The following is a 19,826-nucleotide window of genomic DNA, read 5'->3' on the forward strand; positions in this document are numbered from 1 at the left end:
GTCGAGCCGGTGCTGATCTCGCTGTTCTTCCTGCAGATCGTCAGCGGCCTGCTGCTGCTCCTGCCGAAGCTGGAGATGGCGCAGGACCGCTTCGGCAACCTGCAGACGGCGACCGGCGCCTACCTGGGCTGGGTGTACCTGACCGTGACGGCACCCCGCCGCCGGCGATCCTCCTGGTCTACCTGTGCCCGCATCTCGGCAACCACGTGCTCGGCCTGCTGGGCAACGACGCGCATCGGCACCTGATGCTGATCCTGCGCCACGTCTATCGCGCCGCCTGGGTCGAGCCGGTGCTGATCTCGCTGTTCTTCCTGCAGATCGTCAGCGGCCTGCTGCTGCTCCTGCCGAAGCTGGAGATGGCGCAGGACCGCTTCGGCAACCTGCAGACGGCGACCGGCGCCTACCTGGTGACCTTCATCGGCTGCCACATCAATTCGGTGTTCGTGCTGGCGCGCTATTTCGGCACCGATACCGACTACGCCTGGGCCACCGGCCAGCCCACGGGGCTGGTCGCCGACGCCTGGAGCGTGCGCCTGATCCCGCATTACTCGCTGGCGGCCGCCTTCGTGCTGTGCCATGTGGTTTGCGGCCTGCGCGGCGTGCTGCTCGCGCATGGCACGGCGCGCGCCAGGGCCGATCGCATCGCGCTGCTGCTGATCGGCGCGAGCCTGTGCTGGGCGGTCGCGATCGTGCTCGGCATGCTGGGCGTGCGCCTGTAAGGGCCGCCAGCGCCTGTGGCCGTTGCCCGCCGTCGCGCGGCGGCCCGCGCCGCGTCGTGGACATCGCAGGGTCGCGTCGGAACCGGCACAATGTCGGTCCGCCCGGTCGCCGGGCCCCTGGGAGAACGACGCATGAAACTCGCCCTGATCGGCGCTTCCGGCCTGCTGGGCCGCGCGGTGGCCGCCGCGCTGGTGCCGCGCCGCGACTGGCAGCTGCTGGCCACCGTGCGCGACCCCGGCAGCGCCCACGCGCTGGCCGCCGCGCGCATCGCCGGCCTCGACCCCGCCGCGCTGACGCCGCTCGACGTGCTCGATGCCGGCGCGCTCGATCGCTTCTTCGCCGCGCAGCGCCCCGACGCGGTGATCGTCTGCGCGGCCGAGCGGCGCCCCGACGTCTGCGAGCGCGATCCCGCCGCGGCGCGCGCGCTCAACGTCGACGCGCCGGCCGCGATCGCCGCGCGCGCCGAGGCAATCGGCGCCTGGACGCTGGCCATGTCGACCGACTACGTGTTCGACGGCAGCGCGCCGCCCTATCGCGAAACCGATGTGCCGTCGCCGCTCAACGCCTATGGCCGCGGCAAGGCCGACGGCGAGGCCGCGTTGCTGGCCGCGTCCTCGCGTGCCTGCGCGCTGCGCCTGCCGCTGCTCTACGGGCCGGTGATCGACTGGGCCGATTCGGCCGTCACCAGCCTGGTGCCGGCCATCGTCGCCTCGTCGCGCGACGGCGCCGCGCCCGTCGAGATGGATGCCTGGGCCACCCGCTATCCCACCTGGACGCCCGACGTCGCCGAGGTGATCGTGCAGCTCGCCGAGCGCCATGCCGCGGGCGCCGCCGTGACGGGCCTCTGCCAATGGTCCGGCGACGAGCCGATGAACAAGCACGAGATCGCCACGCGCATCGCCGCCGCGCTCGGCATCGTGCCGCGCCTGATCGCCGTGGCCGAGCCGAAGGACGCCACGCCGCGCCCGCGCGACTGCCATCTCGACTCGTCGCGGCTGGAAGCGCTCGGCATCGGCCGGCGCACGCGTTTCGACGAGGCGATCCGCGCGGTGCTGCGCGACGGCCCCGCCCGCTGACGCCCCCGCGCCCCGGAGAACGCATGAAATCCGTCTATCGCGGCATGACACGCGCCCAGCTCGATGTGGCCTACGACAACCCCGGCGCCGTCGACGACTTCCCCGCCGTCTACGCCGCCATGCGCGCGCGCAGCGCGGCGCTCTACGCGCGACTGGCCGGGCAGGGCGCCAGCGAGCGCGACCTGCATTACGGCCCCGCGCCGCGGCAGCGCTACGACTATCTCGCCTGCGGCCACCAGGGCGCGCCGCTGTTCGTGTTCATCCACGGCGGCTACTGGCAGAAATGCGACAAGGAGGATTTCGCCTATGTCGCGGCCGGCCCGCTCGCGCATGGCTTCGACGTGGTGCTGGCCGAGTACACGCTCGCGCCCGAGGCCGGCATGGCGCGCATCGTCGGCGAGATCGGCGCGCTGCTCGACCACCTCGCCGCCGAGCCGGCCACGCGCGAGCGTGCGCTGTGCCTGAGCGGGCATTCGGCCGGCGGCCACCTGACGGCGGTGCATCGCGCGCATCCCTCGGTGCAGCATGCGATGCCGATCAGCGCGCTGGTCGAGCTCGAGCCGATCCGCCTCGGCCGTCTCAACGAGCGGCTGCAGTTGAGCGAGGCCGAGGTCGACAGCTACAGCCCGTTGCGCCGGATCGGCGCGGGCGCGCCGCTGACGGTGGCGGTCGGCGCGGCCGAGCTGCCCGAGCTGGTCCGGCATTCGCGCGAATATGCCGAGGCCTGCCGCGCGGCGGGCCAGCCGGTGGCCTACCTGCCGGTGGCGGGGGCCACGCACTTCTCGGTGCTCGACGACCTCGCCGAGCCCGACGGCGCGCAGATGACGGCCCTGATGGCGCGTTTCGACAGCGTGTAGCGCGAAGCGGCCGCGGGTCCAGCCGCCGCGCCTGGCGGCGATGCCCGCCCGCGGCCCGCTCATGCGCCCGCGCTTCGCATTCCGGACACGGGATTCCGATCCGATACACGCGCCTGCCGGCGCGCGCGGACAATCGGCGGGCCGCATGGCGATGCCTTCGTGCGTCGCCGCGTCCTGTCCTGCTGCGTTCGTCCGCTTTCGATCCATGCCCAAGCCTCTCGCCGGTCCCGCCCAGCCGCCCAGCTTCGCCAATCCCTTTTCCGCCGCGCACGAGACGCTGCCGGCGCCGGGCCCGTCCGCCGGCCAGCCGACGCGCCAGGGCAGCCTCGGCGACGGCACGCTGAACGCGCGGCGACGCTCCTCCGCGCAGGGCGCGGGCGACAAGCGCGACTCGACCGGCTCGCTGCGGCGCGCGTCGCAGCCGCAACTGGCCGCGCTGTCCGAGCCGATGAAGAAGCAGATCGAGCAGAGCGCCCGAGCCGCGAGCGAGCAGCCGCTCACGCCGCTCGAGGCGGAAATCGCCGCCAGCTACGTGCGCCCCGAGCACCTGAAGGCGCTCGGCGTGGCGACGCGCCTGACCGGCACCGCCGTCAGCTTTCGTCCCGCCGGCGCCGAGACCCTCAAGCGGCTCGGGCAGGGCGCGCTGCCCAAGCCGCACGACCTGCTGCACAAGTCGATCAAGCCCGGCACCTTCGCGGCCATCGAGGGCGAGGATGTGGAGGCGCGCATGAGCGTGATGCGCCAGCACGACCTGGACGGCTTCGTCGGGCACTACACGAACGGCCGTCTCGATGGCGTCTATGTCGATCGCAACCATCCCGGCATGGCCGAGCTGCCGCTGGTGGCCGACGAGCAGGGCAAGCACCATTACCTGCCGATCCATGCCGACAATCCCGGCCCCGACCTGGTGGCCCTGCACCAGGTGCCCGATTACGTGAAGGGCATGTACACCGGCGACTACGACACGCTGCACACCATCAACCTGGCCGGCAATCGCGGGCCGCAGGCGCAGGGCGAGGAGCTGCGCACGGTGGCCGCGCTCAATTGCGCGGTCGGCGCCGTCGACCAGGGGCGGCCGTTCGGCGACGCGCGGCAGGCGGTGGTCCAGCACGGCTCGCAGTACAACTACGTCGCGCATATGCGCAACCACGAGCCGGACAAGCCGATCGACCCGCGCGTGGCGGCCGCGTCGCTGCCGGTGGCGGCCTGCGTGCGCGGCGAGTGGCGCCTGATCCGCACACCGGCCGAGCTGAACGCCTTCAACAAGGAAATGGGCTACGCGGCCAAGCCGGGCTGGGAGGGCGAGGAAGGCACGCGGCGCCCGTCGATACCCGGTTCGGGCAGCGGCTCGTCCACGCCGATGGGTTCGCGGCGCGCCTCGGCGGTCGAGGGCCACGGCCTGCGGCCCGAGCAGATGGCGGGGCAGCTCGGCGGGCGGCGGCACTCGCAGCCCCATGTGGCGCCCTTGCCGCCGCTGCCTGCGCCGCCGGGACGGCGCGGCGCGATCGGCGGCGCCGCCGCCTTGCCCGGCCTGGCGCCGGGCGGAACCCGGCCGGCGCCGGTAGCGCATGACGCGCCCGGCACCGATCTGCCGTTCGAGGCGCCGCCTCCGTCCTTCGGTAACTGGGGCGGTTTCTCGCCGGGCTCGGGCGCGCTGCCCGCGCCGGTCCGGCGGCCCTCGATGCAGCGCGTGGAGGAAGAGGGCCCGCGCGGCGAGGCGCCTCGGCCGCTCGATGCCGACTCGCTGCATCCGCTGCTGGCGATGCCGCCGCGGCACTCGCCGCTGCCCGAGGGCGACGACGCGCCGTGAGTCATGGCGGCGGCCTCGCAGCGGGCGCATGAGACAGCGGGAATAAATCGCGGGCCTCGGGTGTTGTGATCGACGAGCGGCCGTCTTCCGCCTGCCGGCCGCGCCCGGCTGTCCATGGCCCGCCCCTGCACTCGCGAGGAAACCCGCATGTCCGCCGTTCCCAGCCTGACCTTGTCCGTCCACGACGCCACCGGCTCGCGCCGCATCGTGGTGGACGGCGCCGGCGCCACCCTCGGCCGCGGCACCGACTGCAGCGTGGTGCTGGCCGATACGCGACGCGCCATCTCGCGCCTGCAGGCGCGCATCGACTGGCGCGACGGCCATTACCTGCTGACCGATTCGGGCAGCAACCCGACCCTCGTGAACGGCCGGATCCCGGGCGTCTCGCGCGAGGTGGTGCTGCATGACGGCGATACGCTGACAATCGACGTCTATCGGATCGTGATCGAGATCGAGGGCGCGAGCCACGGCGAGGACGCGACGGTGTTCGCGGCGCTGGCGGGACGCGAGGAGGAGGAAGAGGTCGATGCGCCGACCATGGTGCGCGTGCCGGAGCGCGAGGCGGCGCGGCCCGAGGCGGCCGATCTCGTCGATGCGGTGACGCAGTTGCGCGCGGCGGACCAGGCGCAGGCTGCGCGGGGCGAAAGCGGCGCGGTGGATGCAGTCGACGAGTTGCCGGATACGCCGACCATGGTGCGGCTCCCGGTGATCGCGACTCCGCAAGCCCCGCAAGCCCCGCAAGCCACGCAAGCCCCGCAAGCCACGCAAGCCACGCAAGCCACGCAAGCCACGCAAGCCACGCAAGCCACGCAAGCCACGCAAGCCACGCAAGCCACGCAAGCCACGCAAGCGGCTCCGACCCTGCAACAAGCGTCTTCGATCACGCAGGTAGCCCCATCCATGCAGGCGGGACCGCTCGAATCAGCCGAGGCCGCCACCACCCGCTACGCTGAACCCATCCACCCCGCCGCGCACGACATACTGCTCGTCTCGCTCTGCGACGGCCTCGGCATCGACGCGGCATCGCTGGCGGGCCGGAACGCGGCCGACGTCGCGCGCCTGGCCGGCGCCTTGCTGCGCGACGCGGTGGGCGGCGCGATGGCGGCAGCCGCGCCGGTGATGGCGGTGGGCGCGGCCGTGGTGGGCGTGGCCGGCATCATCTTCGCGATCGTCGAGGCGGTGAAGAAGCACAACAACCAGAAGGCCTTCGCCTCCAACGTCAACCCGACGCTGCAGCAGTTCGGCATCCCGCTGCCGTCCTGATCGACGCGGCTTCAAGGCAAGGCCAGCCAATAGGAGGCAGCATGCGCCGTCTGGTACTGGACCAGCACGACGAGGTCATGCACTTCGTCGCCTCGCGCACGGGCGAGCATCGCTACGACGATGCGCGCTCGATCGGGCTCGCGAAGAACGGCGAGCTGGTGGCGGGCGTGGTGTTCCAGGGGCATAACGGCCCCAACCTGCTGATGCACTTCGCGCTCGGCGAGGGCGTGTCGCAGCACGTGATCACGCCGGCCTTCGTGGCCGCCGCGTTTCTCTATCCGTTCGCGATGCTGGGCTGCCGGCGCGTGACGGGGCTGGTGCGCGTCGACAACCTCGAGGCGCAGCGGCTCGACGAGAACCTCGGCTTCGTGCGCGAGGGCGTGATGCGCGGCGCGGCCGGCGACGGCACCGACTTCATCCTCTACGGGATGCTGCGCGCCGAGTGCCGCTTCATCCACGGACGCTACCTGAAGGCCTTCCTCAAGGAGACCGAATCGATTCCGGACGAAGTCGCGAGCGTGGAAGCGGAGCGCGCCGCGGCCTGAGTTCGCCGCGGGTTCGCCACGGGTTCGCCACCTCGTCGCGGTATCGTTCGATCTTCCGGCGCCCCGGGTCCTCAAGCGGCCCGGGCGCTTGCCGCCGCCTGCGCGGCGAATTCCCCCAGCATCCACTCGCGCAGCCGGCGCAAGGCCGCGCTGGTCTCGAAGCGCTCGGCCGTGTAGCAGAGATAGTGGCCCTGGTTGTCCACCTCGATCGGCGCGGCCACCGGCTGCACCAGGCTGCCCGCCTCGAGCGGCGCGCCGATCAGGAAGGCCGGCACCAGCGCCAGGCCCAGCCCCGCCTGCGCCGCCTGGATCAGCACCGCGTACTGCTCGAAGCGCGGCCCCGAGAAGGCGTTCATGCTGGTGACGCGATGGCGCTCCGCCCATTCGAACCAGACGCTCTCGGCCTGCTCGTGCACCAGCCGCGGCGCCGCCGCCAGGTCGGCCGGCGTGCGCAGGGCATGCTTCGCCGCAAATTCGGGCGAGCAGACCGGCACGAAGGTGCGCCCCGCCAGGTAATCGCAGCGCACCCCTTCCCAGCGGCCGTCGCCATAGCGGATCGCCGCGTCCAGCCCGAACGGGAACGGATCGCCGTGCGCCAGGTGGCGCCGGAAGCTCAGCGTCACGTTCGGCGCGGCGGCCAGGAACGACGGCAGGCGCGGCACCAGCCACTTGGTGGTGAAGGTCGGCACGCTGGCGATGGTCAGCAGGTCGCTGTCCTCGCGCACGCTCAGCAGCTCCAGCGAGGCATTGCCGATCTCGCGCAGCGGGCCCGTGACGCGCGCGTGATAGACCTGCCCGGCGCGCGTCAGCGACAGGTTGCGCCCCTCCCGCACGAACAGCTTCACGCCGAACAGCGTCTCCAGGTTGGCGATCTGCCGGCTCACCGCGCTCGGCGTCAGGCCCAGCTCGCGCGCCGCGTAGGAAAAGTTCAGATGTTTGGCCGAACTCGCGAACGCATGCAGTTCGGCGATGTTCGGATACAGGTGCTTCATCGCGTGGTGTTCCGGATTCGCAAAGGACGATGCGCACTTTGTACGTTTTTTTCATGACGATGCCATGTCGCCGCCCCACACTGGCGGCCGTCATCGCGATGCCAAGTGCCTGATTCGACTCGGTTTCGCGCCGTTCCTCCCGCTCGTTCACGGATTCGCCGATGTCTTCCTCCGCCGCCGGGGCCCAGGCCGCCGGTGTTCCCATTCGTCGTGGCAATCGCGCGCCCTCGGCCGGCCGCGTGCTGGTGCGCGCGGTGGTGGTGCTGTTCGCGCTCTACCTGCTGCTGCCGATCGCGCTGCTGCTGATCGGCTCGACCGGGCAGAGCTGGACCAACACGCTGCTGCCCAGCGGGCTGACCGGCCATTGGTATGCCGACCTGGCGGCCGACCGGAGCTTTCGCCGCGCCTTCGTCACCAGCCTCACGGTGGCGCTGGCCTGCTGCGCGCTGAATGCGCTGCTCGGCGTGCCGCTCGCCTATGCGCTGCACCACCGCGCGCAAAGCGGCCGTGGATTAGTGGCGCGGCTGGTGATGCTGCTGCCGATCGCCGTGCCGGCGCTCACGCTCGGCTTCGGCTATATCGCCGTGTTCGGCGGCGACACGCTGCCCTGGCTCGGCACGCTGTGGCTGATGATCGCCGCGCACGCGGTGCTGACCCTGCCCTACCTGCTGCAGACCCTGCTGGCCGACCTGCGCCACCTCGACCTGGCCACCCTGGAAGCCTGCGCGGCCACGCTCGGCGCCACCCCGGCGCGCCAGTTCCTCGGCGTGGTGCTGCCCAACCTGCGCCACAGCCTGTTCGCCGGGCTGGTGATGGTGGCGGCGCTGTCGATCGGCGAATTCCAGATCTCGAACCTGATCGCGGGCTTCCGCTACCGCAACTACCCGGTGGTGCTGCTGCAGGCCTTCTACGGCGCCTCGGGCTTCGCCTGCGCCGCCACCGTGGTGCTGCTGGTGCTGGCGGTGGCCGCCACGCTGGCCTCGATCGCCACCGTGCAACGACTGAAGTAAGACCATGAGCCTCGAATTCGATACCGTCAGCTACACCTACCCGGGCGCCGCGCACGGCATCTCGGAGATCTCGCTGAAGGCGGCTCCCGGCGAGCTGCTGGCCGTGATCGGCCAGAGCGGCTCGGGCAAGTCCACCCTGCTGCGCCTCACGGCGGGCCTGTTGACCGGCTATCACGGCCGCATCGCGATCGGCGGCCAGGACGTGGCCGCGCAGCCGGTGTGGAAGCGTGGCGTCGGCATGGTGTTCCAGCAATACGCGCTGTTCCCGCACCTGGACGTGGCCGACAACGTCGCCTACGGCCTGAAGATGCGCGGCCTGGGCGCGGCCGAGCGGCGCCGCCAGGCGCTCGTGATGCTCGACCGCGTCGGCCTGGCCAGCCATGCCGGGCGGCGCCCGGCGCAGCTCTCGGGCGGCCAGCAGCAGCGCGTCGCGCTGGCTCGCGCGCTGGTGATCGAGCCGCGCGTGCTGCTGCTCGACGAGCCGCTGGCCGCGCTCGATGCCGGCATCCGCCATCAACTGCGCGACCAGATCCGCACCTTGCAGCGCGCCTGCGGCGCGACCACGCTGTTCGTCACCCACGACCAGGACGAGGCGCTCAGCATGGCCGACCGCGTGGCGATCGTGGAGGGCGGGCGCGTGCTGCAGGTGGGCACGCCGCGCGAGCTCTACGAGCAGCCGGCCTCGACGCGCGTGGCGCGCTTCATCGGCCATTCGACGATCCTGCCGGGACGCGTGATCGCCACCGATCGCGTCGACGTCGGCTTCACCACCTTGTGCGCGCCCACCGGCGCGGCGCGCGAGGGCGAGGCCGTCGAACTGCTGCTGCGTCCCGAGCACGTGCAGGCCGACCCGGAGCCGGGCTGCGCCAATCGCATCCACGGCGCGCGCGGCGAGGTCCGCTACTTCGGCTCGACCCATCGCTACGACTTCCTCCCGCATGGCGCGGCCACGCCGCTGCTCGGCGAGGGGCGCGTGGTGGCCAGCCACAGCATCGCGATCGAGCCGCGCCACCTGCGGGTGCTGCCGGCTTCGCCGGGCGCATGACATGAAGCCGTTCCGATTCGACTCGACGGCGCGGCATGAACCGGTGCCGCTTCGCACTACCGATCAACCCACGCTCGCCCGCCTCGGCGGCACACAGCCAGCACCCCGGAGAACCACGATGTCCGCAGGTCCCACCCTGATCCAACGCCTGCGCGCCGGCGCGCTGGCCCTCGCGCTCGGCACGCTCGCCGCCGGCGCCGCGCACGCGGCCCCGCCCGCGCCGCTCTATCCCGGCGAGGACGCGCTCTACGAGCAGGCCGCCGACGAAGGCCTGGTGGTGTCGTTCGACACCGGCCCCGAGTGGGCCAACTGGAAGGCGCTGTTCGCCGAATTCCGCAAGCGCTACCCGAAGGTCGAGATCACCTACAACGACATCGGCTCGGCCGCCACGGTGGTGGCGCTCGACAAGTCGCGCCGCCGCCCGCAGGCCGATACCGCCTACTACTTCGCGGCTTCGGCGCTGGACGCGAAGGCCAAGGACGTGGTCGCGCCGTTCAAGCCGATCAACTTCGACAAGCTGCCGCCGGTGTTCCGCGATGCCGATGCGCGCTGGTTCACGGTCCACTCGCTGAACATCGCCTTCCTGGTCAACCGCAAGCTGGTGAAGGAGGTGCCGAAGCGCTGGTCGGACCTGCTCAAGCCGGAATACCGGAACGCGGTGGTCTACCTCGATCCGCGCTCGACCGGCCAGGGCCAGGTGGACGTGTTCGCGGCCGCCTACGCGATGGGCGGCAGCGTCGACGATCCGAAGCCGGGCGCCGACTTCTTCGGCAAGCTCAAGAACGCCGGCAACGTGCTGCGCGTGGAGGGCACCACGCCCTACGCGAAGTTCGTGAAGGGCGAGATCCCGATCCTGATCGGCTACGAGAACGACGGCCTGAAGGCCAAGTACAGCGACGGCATGGGCGACGCGGCCGAGGTGGTGATCCCGCAGGACGGCAGCGTCTCGGCGCCTTACGCGATGAGCCTGGTGAAGAACGCGCCGAACCCGTCGGCGGCGCGGCTGTGGTTGAACTTCGTGATGAGCGACGCGGGCCAGGCGCTGTTCGCGCAGGGTTACGTGCGGCCCGCCGTGCCCGGCGTGACGCTGGCGCCGGAGGTCGCCGCGAAGATGCCGAAGGCGCCGCAGGTGCATCCGCTCGACGTGGCCAAGGCGGCCGCGAAGAAGGCCCAGGTCGACCAGCTGTGGTCGCAGGCCACGCTCGGCCAGTGATGCTCGCGATCCTGCGCCACGCTCCGAGCCGCCCGCGATGAACCCGCGCTCGACTCCCGCCGCCCGCGACGCGGGCCTGCTGCGTCGCTTCGGCGCGCTGCCGGCCGGCCTGCTGTTCGCGATCGCCTTCGCGCTGCCGCTGGCGGCCCTGGTCGGCGCGGCCTTCGACGGCGGCGGCCATGCCTTCGCCGCCGTGTTCGGCGATCCGCTGGTGGCCGACGCGATCGGCCGCTCGCTGGGCCTGGCCGCGGCCACCGGCACGCTGTCCACGGCGATCGGCACGGTGCTGGCGATCGCGCTGGCCGGGCAGGCGCCGGCCCGGCGGCGCCTGTCGCTGGCCGTGCTGGGCGTGCCGCTGGCCTTCTCGGGGCTGGTGATCGCCTACGGCTTCATCCTGAGCTTCGGGCGCGCCGGCTTCGTCACCATGCTGCTGGCGAAGCTCGGCGCCGACCCGGCGCGGCTCGGCGGGCTGATCTACACCAGCGCGGGCCTGGCGATCGCCTATGCGTATTACCTGATCCCGCGCGTGGCGCTGATGTTGTACCCGGCCTTCGCCAACTTCGACCGGCGCCCGCTGGATGCCGCGCTCACGCTCGGCGCGCGGCCGTGGCGGGCCTGGCTCGACGTGGCCTGGCGCGAGCTGTGGCCCTCGGTGGCGGCGGCCTGGTGCCTGGTGGCGGCGATCGCGCTGGGCACCTACGGCACGGCGGTGGCGCTGGCCGGCACGCAGATCAACATCCTGCCGCTCCTGATGTACCTGAAGCTGTCCGACGGACAGACCGATTTCTCGCAGGCAGCCGTGCTGTCGATCCTGCTGACGGCGCTCTGCACCTGCGTTCTTGCAATGGGGGAATGGATTGTCAGACCAAGGCAACACTGAAGGCGCGTCGCTGGTCGAGCGCGCGCTCGCGGATCTCGCCGCGCGCCAGCGAGGCGCGAACCGGCACCTGATGCCGGTCGGCGTGATCGGCCCGCGCGCGGCCACCGACGAGCAGTTGCGCGTGGCCGAGCAGGTCGCGCATGCGCTGGCGCGCGCCGGCATGGCGATCGTCGGCGGCGGCAAGGGCGGCGTGATGGAGGCCGCCGCGCGCGGCGCGCATCGTGCGGGCGGCATTGCCATCGGCCTGCTGCCCGAGGACGACGCGGAAGGCGCGAACCCCTACCTGAGCGTGGCCCTGCCCACCGGGCTGGGCATCACCCGCAACGCGCTGATCGCGCGCGCCTCGCTGTGCCTGGTGGCGGTGGGCGGCGGCCTCGGCACGCTGTCCGAGATCGCGCTCGGGCTGCAATGGGGCAAGCCGGTGTTCGCGGTATGCGATGCGCCGCAGGTGGCGGGTATCGAGAGTTTCGATTCGGCGGACGTGCTGCTCGTTCGCGCGGCGCGCTGGCTGACCACGCTCGCCTGACACGGGGAAGGCGAAGCAGCGACCCTTTCGTTTCTCAAATTAATAGGATTACTGAAAATGAAACAGACCATTATCGCCGCCTGCGTGCTGGGCGGAGCCTGCGCGGCAGCGCAGGCGCAGAGCAGCGTGACGCTGTACGGGATCGTCGACAACGGCATCGCCTGGCAGAACAGCGCCGCCTCGCTGGGCTCGACCGCGGGCGGCCACTCGCTGGTGAAGATGACCTCGGGCGTGTGGGCCGGCAGCCGCTTCGGCCTGAAGGGCAGCGAGGACCTGGGCGGCGGCACCAAGGCGATCTTCACGCTCGAGGCCGGCGTGAACAGCGCCAACGGCACTTCGCAGTTCAGCGGCGGCATGTTCACGCGCCAATCCTGGGTGGGCCTCGCCAACAACCGTTTCGGCACCTTGACGGCGGGCCGCCAGTACACGGCCTACTACACGATCCTCTCGCCCTGGAGCCCGACCACCTGGCTGACCGGCTTTTTCGGCGCGCATCCGGGCGATATCGATTCGCTCGACAACATCTATCGCGCCAACAACTCGCTGGTCTACCAGTCGCCGACGCTGGGCGGCTTCAGCTTTGGCGCGTCCTATGCGTTCGGCGGCGTGCCGGGCAGCGTCGATGCCGGCTCCACCTGGAGCGCGGGCCTGCAGTACAGCAACGGGCCGTTCGGGATCGGCGCGGCCTTCCAGCGCGTCAACAACTCGACGCCGGGCGGCGGCGCCTGGGGCGCGTCCTCCACCACCTCGAACGGCGGCGCGCAAACGGCGGTCTCGGCGATCAACAACGGCTACCAGAGCGCGCAGGCGCAGCAGCGCTTCGCCGTGACGGGCGGTTACCGCTTCTCGGATGCCTGGGACGTTTCGGCATCCTATTCGAATGTGCAGTACATTCCCGGCACGGGTTCGAGCTTCCGCAACACGGCCACCTTCAACACGGCCGGCGCGGTGCTGCATTACCACCCGGCCGCGTCCTGGGACTTCGCCGGCGGCTACAGCTACACGCGCGCCACGCTGTCCAACGGCATCAGCCATGCCGCGCAGTACCAGCAGTTCACGCTCTCGCAGTACTACAGCCTGTCCAAGCGCACCGGGCTGTACGCGGTCGAGTCCTGGCAGCGAGCCAACGGCGACACGCTGTCGAGCAACGGCAAGGTGATCATCGCCACGCCTTCGCTGGGCGACGGCTTCAGCGGCACGCCCTCGTCCTCGCGCAGCCAGGTGGCGCTCGGGGTGGGCGTGGTGCACCGCTTCTGAGCATCGGGGCGCAGTGGGGCAGGAGCGGGGCGCATGGCGCGCGTCGCGCCGCTCGCCTCGCTCCGGGCTCATGCCCGGCAGGATCGGCTTCGCCTCGGCGCAGCCGATTGCCGGGCTGCGTTCCAAAGACCGGCCGAAGCTGCTAGATTGCGGGTTCGGCGACGTTGCACGGTGCGGGCAACGTCCTTCATACGCCTGTCAAAAAGAGAACGCAGCATGACCCACATCCCCTCTTGGCCTTCCTGCGCGGCGGCAGCCGCGATCCATCCGTCACGACATGACTGACAGGCAGGCCGCGATGCAGACACGTTCCCCGCTTTCCCAGGCCGTCCACGGCACGGTCACGCGCAGCGCGATCTTCCTGGTGGCGACGATCAATCCCGGCGAGGCCCACGCCGATACGATCCGTTCATGGTGCGGCGACATCGCGGCGCTGGTGCGCTCGGTCGGCAAGCGCGTGCCGGCCGGCAATCTCAGCTGCGTGTGCGGCTTCGGCGCCGAGGCATGGGATGCGCTGTTCGGCGCGCCGCGCCCGGCGTCCCTGCATCCGTTCCGGGAGTTCGGCGCCGGCCAGCGCCTGGCGGTGGCCACCCCGGGCGACATCCTGCTGCACATCCGCGCCGAGGCGATGGACCTGTGCTTCGAACTGGCGACGCAGTTGCTCAATGCGCTCGGCGATGCCGTCACGGTGGTCGACGAGGTGCACGGCTTCCGCAATTTCGACCAGCGCGCGATGATCGGCTTCGTCGACGGCACCGAGAACCCGGAAGGCCGCGAGGCGGTCGACTTCACCGTGATCGGCGACGAGGACGCGGCCTTCGCGGGCGGCAGCTACGTGATCGTGCAGAAGTACCTGCACGACATGGCCGGCTGGAATGCGCTGGCCGTCGAGACGCAGGAGCGCATCATCGGCCGCACCAAACTGTCCGACATCGAACTGGCGGCGGACGTGAAGCCTTCGTGCTCGCACAGCTCGCTGACCACGCTCGACGAGGACGGCCAGGAAGTGAAGATCCTGCGCGACAACATGCCGTTCGGGCGCCCGGGCGCCGGCGAATTCGGCACCTATTTCATCGGCTACGCGCGCTCGCCGCGGCCGATCGAGCAGATGCTCGAGAACATGTTCGTCGGCCGCCCGCCCGGCAACTACGACCGCCTGCTCGACTACAGCCGCGCGGTCACCGGCTCGCTGTTCTTCGTGCCGTCGGCCGACCTGCTCGAGGCGCTCGCCGAGCGCGCGGCGCCGGCCGAGGCCGCTGCCTTGCCCGAACTCTCGCCCGAATCCTCGCCGCCCGCGCCGCGTCGCGACGGCTCGCTCAATATCGGCTCGTTGAAAGGAACCCCATCCCATGAATAACCTGCATCGTGAACTCGCCCCGATCTCGTCGTCCGCCTGGGCCCAGATCGAGGAGGAAGTGGCGCGCACCTTCAAGCGCTCGGTGGCCGGCCGCCGCGTGGTCGACGTCGAAGGCCCCGCCGGCTCCGAGCTGTCGGCCGTGGGCACCGGCCACCTGCGCGAGGTCGCCGCGCCGCGCGAGCACGTGAACGCGCGGCTGCGCGAAGTGCGCACCATCGTCGAGCTGACCGTGCCGTTCGAGCTGAGCCGCGAGGCGATCGACAGCGTCGAGCGCGGCGCGCGCGACGCCGACTGGCAGCCGGCGAAGGAGGCCGCGCAGCGGCTCGCCTTCGCCGAGGACAACGCGATCTTCGACGGTTACCCGGCCGCCGGCATCGTCGGCATCAGCGAGGGCACCTCGAACCGCAAGCTCGGCCTGCCGAGCGACGTCGCCGCCTACCCGGACGCGATCAGCGATGCGCTCGAGGCGCTGCGCCTGGCCGGCGTCGACGGCCCGTACTCGGTGGTGCTCGGCTCGCACGCCTACACCGCGCTGAGCGAGGCGCGCGACCAGGGCTACCCGATCCTCGACCATATCAAGCGCATCGTCAGCGGCGAGATCATCTGGGCACCGGCGATCGCCGGCGGCTGCGTGCTGTCCACGCGCGGCGGCGACTACGAGCTGCATCTCGGCGAGGACGTCTCGATCGGCTACACCAGCCATGACGACCGGGTCGTGCGCCTGTACCTGCGCGAGACCTTCACCTTCCTGATGCTGACCAGCGAGGCCTCGGTGGCCGTGGTCCCGCAAGGCGACACGGCGGCCTGAACGCGCTGGCCCCCGCGCGCGGCGGCGGTGTCGTCGCGCGCTTGTCGGTTTGTCCGTTGCCGCATCCATGTCTCGCCATGCCGTGCCGCCCGCCGGCAGGCTTCGTCGAATTCGGCTACAGTCGTCGCGCCCGGCCGCGCCTCGCACGAGCGCGGCCGGCCGACCTTTCGACACATGGATGCAAGGAGACGGTAATGCGGATTCTGGTGGTGGGCGCGGGCGCGACCGGCGGTTATTTCGGCGGGCGGCTGGCCGCGGCCGGGCGCGATGTGAGCTTCCTGGTGCGCGAGGGCCGGGCCCGCACGCTGGCGCGCGACGGCCTGGTGATCCGCAGCCCGCATGCGGGCGACCTGACGCTGCCCGGCGTGAAGACCGTGCAGGCCGGCGACGCCGACCGCGCCGGCGGCTTCGACCTGGTGTTCCTGAGCTGCAAGTCCTACGGCCTGGACGACGCGATCGCCTCGTTCGCGCCCTTCGTCGGCCCGCGCACGCTGATCCTGCCGGTGCTCAACGGCATGCGCCACCTCGACGTGCTGAAGGCGCGCTTCGGCGACGCCAACGTGCTGGGCGGCCTGTGCATGATCGCGGCCACGCTCGACGACCGGCAGCACATCGTCCATCTCAACGACGCCCAGGCGGTCGGCTTCGGCGACCTGGCGGGCGGGCTCACGCCGCGCGTGCAGGCGATCGCCGAGACCTTCTCGGGCGCCGGCTTCGACGTGCTGCCGGCCGAGAACATCGTCGCGAAGATGTGGGACAAGTGGGTGTTCCTGGCCACGCTGGCGGCCGCCACCTCGCTGTTCCGCGGCTCGGTGGGCGACATCCTCGCCGCGCCGGACGGCCATCGGCTGCTGGAGACGCTGTATGGCGAGACCAGCGCGATCGCCGCGCATCACGGCTACGCGCCCGGCGAGGCGATGAACGAACGTTCGCGCCGGATCCTGTTCACGCCCTCGGGCATGACGGCCTCGATGCTGCGCGATGTCGAGAACCGCTCGCGCGTCGAGGCCGACCACGTGATCGGCGACCTGCTGGCGCGCGCGCCGGCGGGCGACGACGGCCGGCCGTCCCTGCTGCGCATCGCCTACAACCATCTGAAGACCTACGAGGCGCGGCTCGCGCGCGAAACCGCGAGCGCCTGACCCTCATCCCCGGCCGTCGCCCGACACGGCGGCGGCTTGCCTTGCCGGTTTCCTGCGATCGCACGGAAGCCGGCATTGCATTTTCCAGCCCACGTTTTCACCGCACATGCCCGGCCGTTTCCGCGCGGTTTTCCCGCAGCCGCGCGCCGCGGTCGACCGTCCCTGGACGATATCGGCTCGGCCCTCACGCAATTTCTCATACCATTTGCCGGCGACTCGATTGGGTTTCGCGCATTCGATTCGCGTCGGATGCGGGATTCGCTCGTCGCCTTTGATAAAAAATGGGATTTTGGCGTGGCTGAAAATCGACGCGAATAATCGCCTGGAAAACCACCCTCGCGAGCCGCGAGGCCGGCTGCCGCGCCCGGCCGGGATGCCCTTCCGGCCCCGCGTGCATTGCTTTTCCGGGCGATGGCGCTGATCGGAAAAACCACTTTGCCGCGATATTCTCCACTTCAATAACACCGCCCGCGATTTTTGAAAATCGGGGCGATTCCCGCTCTATCTCGGCGCCTGCCGAATTGATACGATCACCGTCGAAGCGTGCGACAAAATCAAACGTGGAGATAAGCGAAATGAGCCAATACGGGCCATTGAAATTGCATGTACCGGAGCCAACCGGCCGGCCGGGCTGCAAAACCGATTTTTCCTACCTGCTGCTGTCCCCGGCGGGCAAGCTGCGCAAACCCCCGATCGACGTGGCGCCGGTCGATACCAGCGACCTGGCCTATGGCCTGGTGCGGGTGATCGACGACGACGGCCGCGCGGTCGGCCCCTGGGCCCCCGAGCTCGATCGCGACCGGCTGCGCGCCGGCATGCGCGCGATGCTCAAGACGCGCGTGTTCGACGCGCGCATGCTGATCGCCCAGCGCCAGAAGAAGATTTCCTTCTACGTGCAGAGCCTCGGCGAGGAGGCCATCGGCACCGCGCATTCGTTCGCGCTCGACAACGGCGACATGTGCTTTCCGACCTATCGCCAGCAGAGCATCCTGCTCACGCGCGAGGTGCCGCTGGTCGACCTGATGTGCCAGTTGATGTCCAACGAGCGCGACCCGCTCAAGGGCCGCCAGTTGCCGGTGATGTACTCGAACCGCGCGGCCGGCTTCTTCACCATCTCGGGCAATCTCGCCACCCAGTTCATCCAGGCGGTGGGCTGGGCGATGGCCTCGGCCATCAAGGGCGACACGCGCATCGCCTCGGCCTGGATCGGCGACGGCGCCACCGCCGAGGCCGATTTCCACACCGCGCTCACCTTCGCGCACGTCTACCGCGCGCCGGTGATCCTCAACGTGGTCAACAACCAGTGGGCGATCTCGACCTTCCAGGCGATCGCCGGCGGCGAGGGCTCGACCTTCGCGGGCCGCGGCGTGGGCTGCGGGATCGCCTCGCTGCGGGTGGACGGCAACGACTTCCTGGCGGTCTACTCGGCCTCGCGCTGGGCCGCCGAGCGGGCGCGCCGCAATCTCGGCCCGACCCTCATCGAGTGGGTCACCTATCGCGCCGGTCCGCACTCGACCTCGGACGATCCGTCGAAATACCGTCCCGGCGACGACTGGGCGCATTTCCCGCTGGGCGACCCGATCGAGCGCTTCAAGCGCCACCTGATCCGCGAGGGCCACTGGTCCGAGCAGGAGCACGCCGACCTGAAGGGCGAGCTCGAGGCCGAGGTGATCGCGGCGCAGAAGGAGGCCGAGCGCTACGGCACGCTCGGCGACGACCGCGTGAACGTCGCGAGCTTCTTCGAGGACGTCTACAAGGACATGCCGGAACACCTGCGGCGCCAGCGCCAGCAACTGGGAGTCTGAGCGATGACCACCGCACAACCCAAGGGCCAGTCGGCCGCCACCATGACCATGATCCAGGCCCTGCGCTCGGCCATGGACGTGATGCTGGAGCGCGACGGCAACGTCGTGGTGTTCGGCCAGGACGTCGGCTATTTCGGCGGCGTGTTCCGCTGCACCGAGGGCCTGCAGGCCAAGTTCGGCAGCTCGCGCGTGTTCGACGCGCCGATCTCCGAAGGCGGCATCGTCGGCGTGGCGGTCGGGATGGGCGCTTACGGGCTGCGGCCCGTGGCCGAGATCCAGTTCGCCGATTATTTCTACCCGGCTTCCGACCAGATCGTCTCGGAAGCCGCGCGGCTGCGCTATCGCTCGGCCGCCGAGTTCACCGCGCCGCTGACCATCCGCATGCCCTGCGGCGGCGGCATCTATGGCGGCCAGACCCACAGCCAGAGCCCCGAGGCGATGTTCACGCAGGTCTGCGGGCTGCGCACGGTGATGCCGTCCAATCCCTACGACGCCAAGGGCCTGCTGATCGCCTCGATCGAGAACGACGACCCGGTGATCTTCCTGGAGCCCAAGCGGCTCTACAACGGCCCCTTCGACGGCCACCACGAGCGTCCCGTCACGCCCTGGAGCCAGCACCCGGCCAGCCTGGTGCCGGAGGGCTACTACACGGTGCCGCTCGATTCGGCCGCCGTGGTGCGGCCCGGCAGCGAGCTGACGGTGCTGACCTACGGCACCACGGTGCACGTCTCGCTGGCCGCCGCCGAGGAAACCGGCCTCGACGCCGAGGTGATCGACCTGCGCAGCCTGTGGCCGCTCGACCTCGACACCATCGTCGCCTCGGTGCGCAAGACCGGGCGCTGCGTGGTGGTGCACGAGGCGACCCGCACCTGCGGCTTCGGCGCCGAGCTGATCTCGCTGGTCCAGGAGCATTGCTTCCACTGGCTCGAAGCCCCCGTCGAACGCGTGACGGGCTGGGACACGCCCTATCCGCATGCGCAGGAATGGGCGTATTTTCCGGGGCCGAGCCGGGTGGGCGAGGCGATGCGGCGTGTGATGGAGAGCTGAGATGGGTATTCATGTGATCAAGATGCCGGACATCGGCGAAGGCATCGCCGAGGTCGAGCTGGGGCTCTGGCATGTGCAGGTGGGCGACCAGGTCAAGGAGGACCAGGCGCTGGCCGACGTGATGACCGACAAGGCCTCGGTCGAGATTCCCTCGCCGGTGACGGGCACCGTGGTGGCGCTGGGCGGCAAGGCCGGCGACATGATGGTGGTGGGCTCGGAGCTGATCCGCCTGGAGGTGGAGGGCAGCGGCAATCATCGCGGCGAGGCGCCGGCAACGCAGGCAGCGCCGGCGAAGGCGACGGTCGATGCGGCCGCAACCAAGGCCGCCGAACCGGCGCCGGTCGAAAAGAGCGCGCCGCGCGAGGCGCCCGCCGAGGCACAGCCGCGCAAGCAGGCGGCGGCCGGGCCCGCCGATGCACCGAACCGCCGCGAAGCCGCGCATTCGACATCGAGCGCCGACGAGGCGCCGCTAG

General features: G+C 70.9%; 19 protein-coding genes and 2 pseudogenes. 20 read left to right on the forward strand and 1 reads right to left on the reverse strand.

The window, feature by feature from the left end:
* The 8 genes and pseudogenes from F3J18_RS27460 to F3J18_RS27490 all read left to right on the forward strand — a co-directional run.
* On the forward strand, nt 1-246 hold a 246-nt coding region (locus F3J18_RS27460), incomplete at its 5' end, for a hypothetical protein (protein ID WP_205195597.1).
* A complete protein-coding gene (locus tag F3J18_RS27465; protein ID WP_166915272.1) occupies nt 207-719 on the forward strand; it encodes a hypothetical protein in 513 nt (170 codons plus the stop codon). The genes F3J18_RS27460 and F3J18_RS27465, both read left to right, overlap by 40 nt.
* 132 nt (nt 720-851) lie before the next feature.
* Nucleotides 852-1,796, forward strand: coding sequence for an SDR family oxidoreductase (locus F3J18_RS27470; protein ID WP_166915274.1), 945 nt, complete (start codon nt 852-854; stop codon nt 1,794-1,796).
* A gap of 23 nt (nt 1,797-1,819) precedes the next feature.
* Nucleotides 1,820-2,653 (forward strand): alpha/beta hydrolase, encoded by an 834-nt coding sequence (locus F3J18_RS27475; RefSeq protein WP_166915276.1) that lies wholly within the window; start codon nt 1,820-1,822, stop codon nt 2,651-2,653.
* A 205-nt stretch (nt 2,654-2,858) separates the two neighbouring features.
* Complete coding sequence (locus F3J18_RS27480; RefSeq protein WP_166915278.1) at nt 2,859-4,463, forward strand: hypothetical protein; 1,605 nt, start codon at nt 2,859-2,861, stop codon at nt 4,461-4,463.
* Nucleotides 4,464-4,610: 147 nt separating this feature from the next.
* Nucleotides 4,611-4,877 (forward strand): annotated as a pseudogene (locus F3J18_RS38690) (FHA domain-containing protein); the annotation flags it as partial.
* Between the two features lie 669 nt (nt 4,878-5,546).
* Nucleotides 5,547-5,726 (forward strand): annotated as a pseudogene (locus F3J18_RS38695) (type III effector HrpK); the annotation flags it as partial.
* A gap of 41 nt (nt 5,727-5,767) precedes the next feature.
* Nucleotides 5,768-6,271 carry a GNAT family protein gene (locus F3J18_RS27490; protein WP_025101015.1) on the forward strand — a complete coding sequence of 168 codons (504 nt, stop codon included), beginning with the start codon at nt 5,768-5,770 and terminating at the stop codon, nt 6,269-6,271.
* Between the two features lie 71 nt (nt 6,272-6,342).
* Here F3J18_RS27490 and F3J18_RS27495 read toward each other — a convergent pair whose 3' ends face one another.
* On the reverse strand, nt 6,343-7,263 hold the full coding sequence (locus F3J18_RS27495) for a LysR substrate-binding domain-containing protein (RefSeq protein ID WP_025101016.1): 921 nt from the start codon (nt 7,261-7,263) through the stop codon (nt 6,343-6,345).
* 161 nt (nt 7,264-7,424) lie between these two features.
* Here F3J18_RS27495 and F3J18_RS27500 point away from each other — a divergent pair, with 161 nt between their 5' ends.
* From F3J18_RS27500 to F3J18_RS38300, 12 genes are all read left to right on the forward strand, one after another.
* On the forward strand, nt 7,425-8,273 hold the full coding sequence (locus F3J18_RS27500) for an ABC transporter permease subunit (protein ID WP_166915282.1): 849 nt from the start codon (nt 7,425-7,427) through the stop codon (nt 8,271-8,273).
* 4 nt (nt 8,274-8,277) lie between these two features.
* The gene (locus tag F3J18_RS27505; RefSeq protein WP_166915284.1) at nt 8,278-9,318 is read left to right on the forward strand and encodes an ABC transporter ATP-binding protein; all 1,041 of its coding nucleotides are present in this window, start codon (nt 8,278-8,280) and stop codon (nt 9,316-9,318) included.
* A 118-nt stretch (nt 9,319-9,436) separates the two neighbouring features.
* Nucleotides 9,437-10,531, forward strand: a complete 1,095-nt coding sequence (locus F3J18_RS27510) for an extracellular solute-binding protein (protein WP_166915286.1) — start codon at nt 9,437-9,439, stop codon at nt 10,529-10,531.
* Between the two features lie 37 nt (nt 10,532-10,568).
* A complete protein-coding gene (locus tag F3J18_RS27515) occupies nt 10,569-11,411 on the forward strand; it encodes an ABC transporter permease subunit (protein ID WP_013689106.1) in 843 nt (280 codons plus the stop codon).
* Between the two features lie 70 nt (nt 11,412-11,481).
* A complete protein-coding gene (locus tag F3J18_RS27520) occupies nt 11,482-11,937 on the forward strand; it encodes a TIGR00725 family protein (RefSeq protein WP_063977705.1) in 456 nt (151 codons plus the stop codon).
* 57 nt (nt 11,938-11,994) lie between these two features.
* Nucleotides 11,995-13,194 (forward strand): porin, encoded by a 1,200-nt coding sequence (locus F3J18_RS27525; RefSeq protein ID WP_166915288.1) that lies wholly within the window; start codon nt 11,995-11,997, stop codon nt 13,192-13,194.
* A gap of 277 nt (nt 13,195-13,471) precedes the next feature.
* Nucleotides 13,472-14,551 carry a Dyp-type peroxidase gene (locus tag F3J18_RS27530; RefSeq protein ID WP_166915289.1) on the forward strand — a complete coding sequence of 360 codons (1,080 nt, stop codon included), beginning with the start codon at nt 13,472-13,474 and terminating at the stop codon, nt 14,549-14,551.
* On the forward strand, nt 14,544-15,359 hold the full coding sequence (locus F3J18_RS27535) for a family 1 encapsulin nanocompartment shell protein (protein ID WP_166915291.1): 816 nt from the start codon (nt 14,544-14,546) through the stop codon (nt 15,357-15,359). Before F3J18_RS27530 ends, F3J18_RS27535 begins: the two co-directional genes overlap by 8 nt.
* 194 nt (nt 15,360-15,553) lie before the next feature.
* The gene (locus tag F3J18_RS27540) at nt 15,554-16,501 is read left to right on the forward strand and encodes a ketopantoate reductase family protein (RefSeq protein ID WP_166915293.1); all 948 of its coding nucleotides are present in this window, start codon (nt 15,554-15,556) and stop codon (nt 16,499-16,501) included.
* Nucleotides 16,502-17,076: 575 nt separating this feature from the next.
* Nucleotides 17,077-18,306, forward strand: coding sequence for a 3-methyl-2-oxobutanoate dehydrogenase (2-methylpropanoyl-transferring) subunit alpha (locus F3J18_RS27545; RefSeq protein WP_025101026.1), 1,230 nt, complete (start codon nt 17,077-17,079; stop codon nt 18,304-18,306).
* Nucleotides 18,307-18,309: 3 nt separating this feature from the next.
* The gene (locus tag F3J18_RS27550; protein WP_025101027.1) at nt 18,310-19,353 is read left to right on the forward strand and encodes an alpha-ketoacid dehydrogenase subunit beta; all 1,044 of its coding nucleotides are present in this window, start codon (nt 18,310-18,312) and stop codon (nt 19,351-19,353) included.
* Between the two features lies 1 nt (nt 19,354).
* Nucleotides 19,355-19,826 (forward strand): biotin/lipoyl-containing protein (locus F3J18_RS38300; protein ID WP_345892532.1); only part of this gene is annotated, 472 nt, incomplete at its 3' end.

The sequence above is a fragment of the Burkholderia sp. Ax-1720 genome, assembly GCF_011753035.1.
GTDB classification, from domain to species: Bacteria; Pseudomonadota; Gammaproteobacteria; order Burkholderiales; family Burkholderiaceae; genus Burkholderia; species Burkholderia gladioli.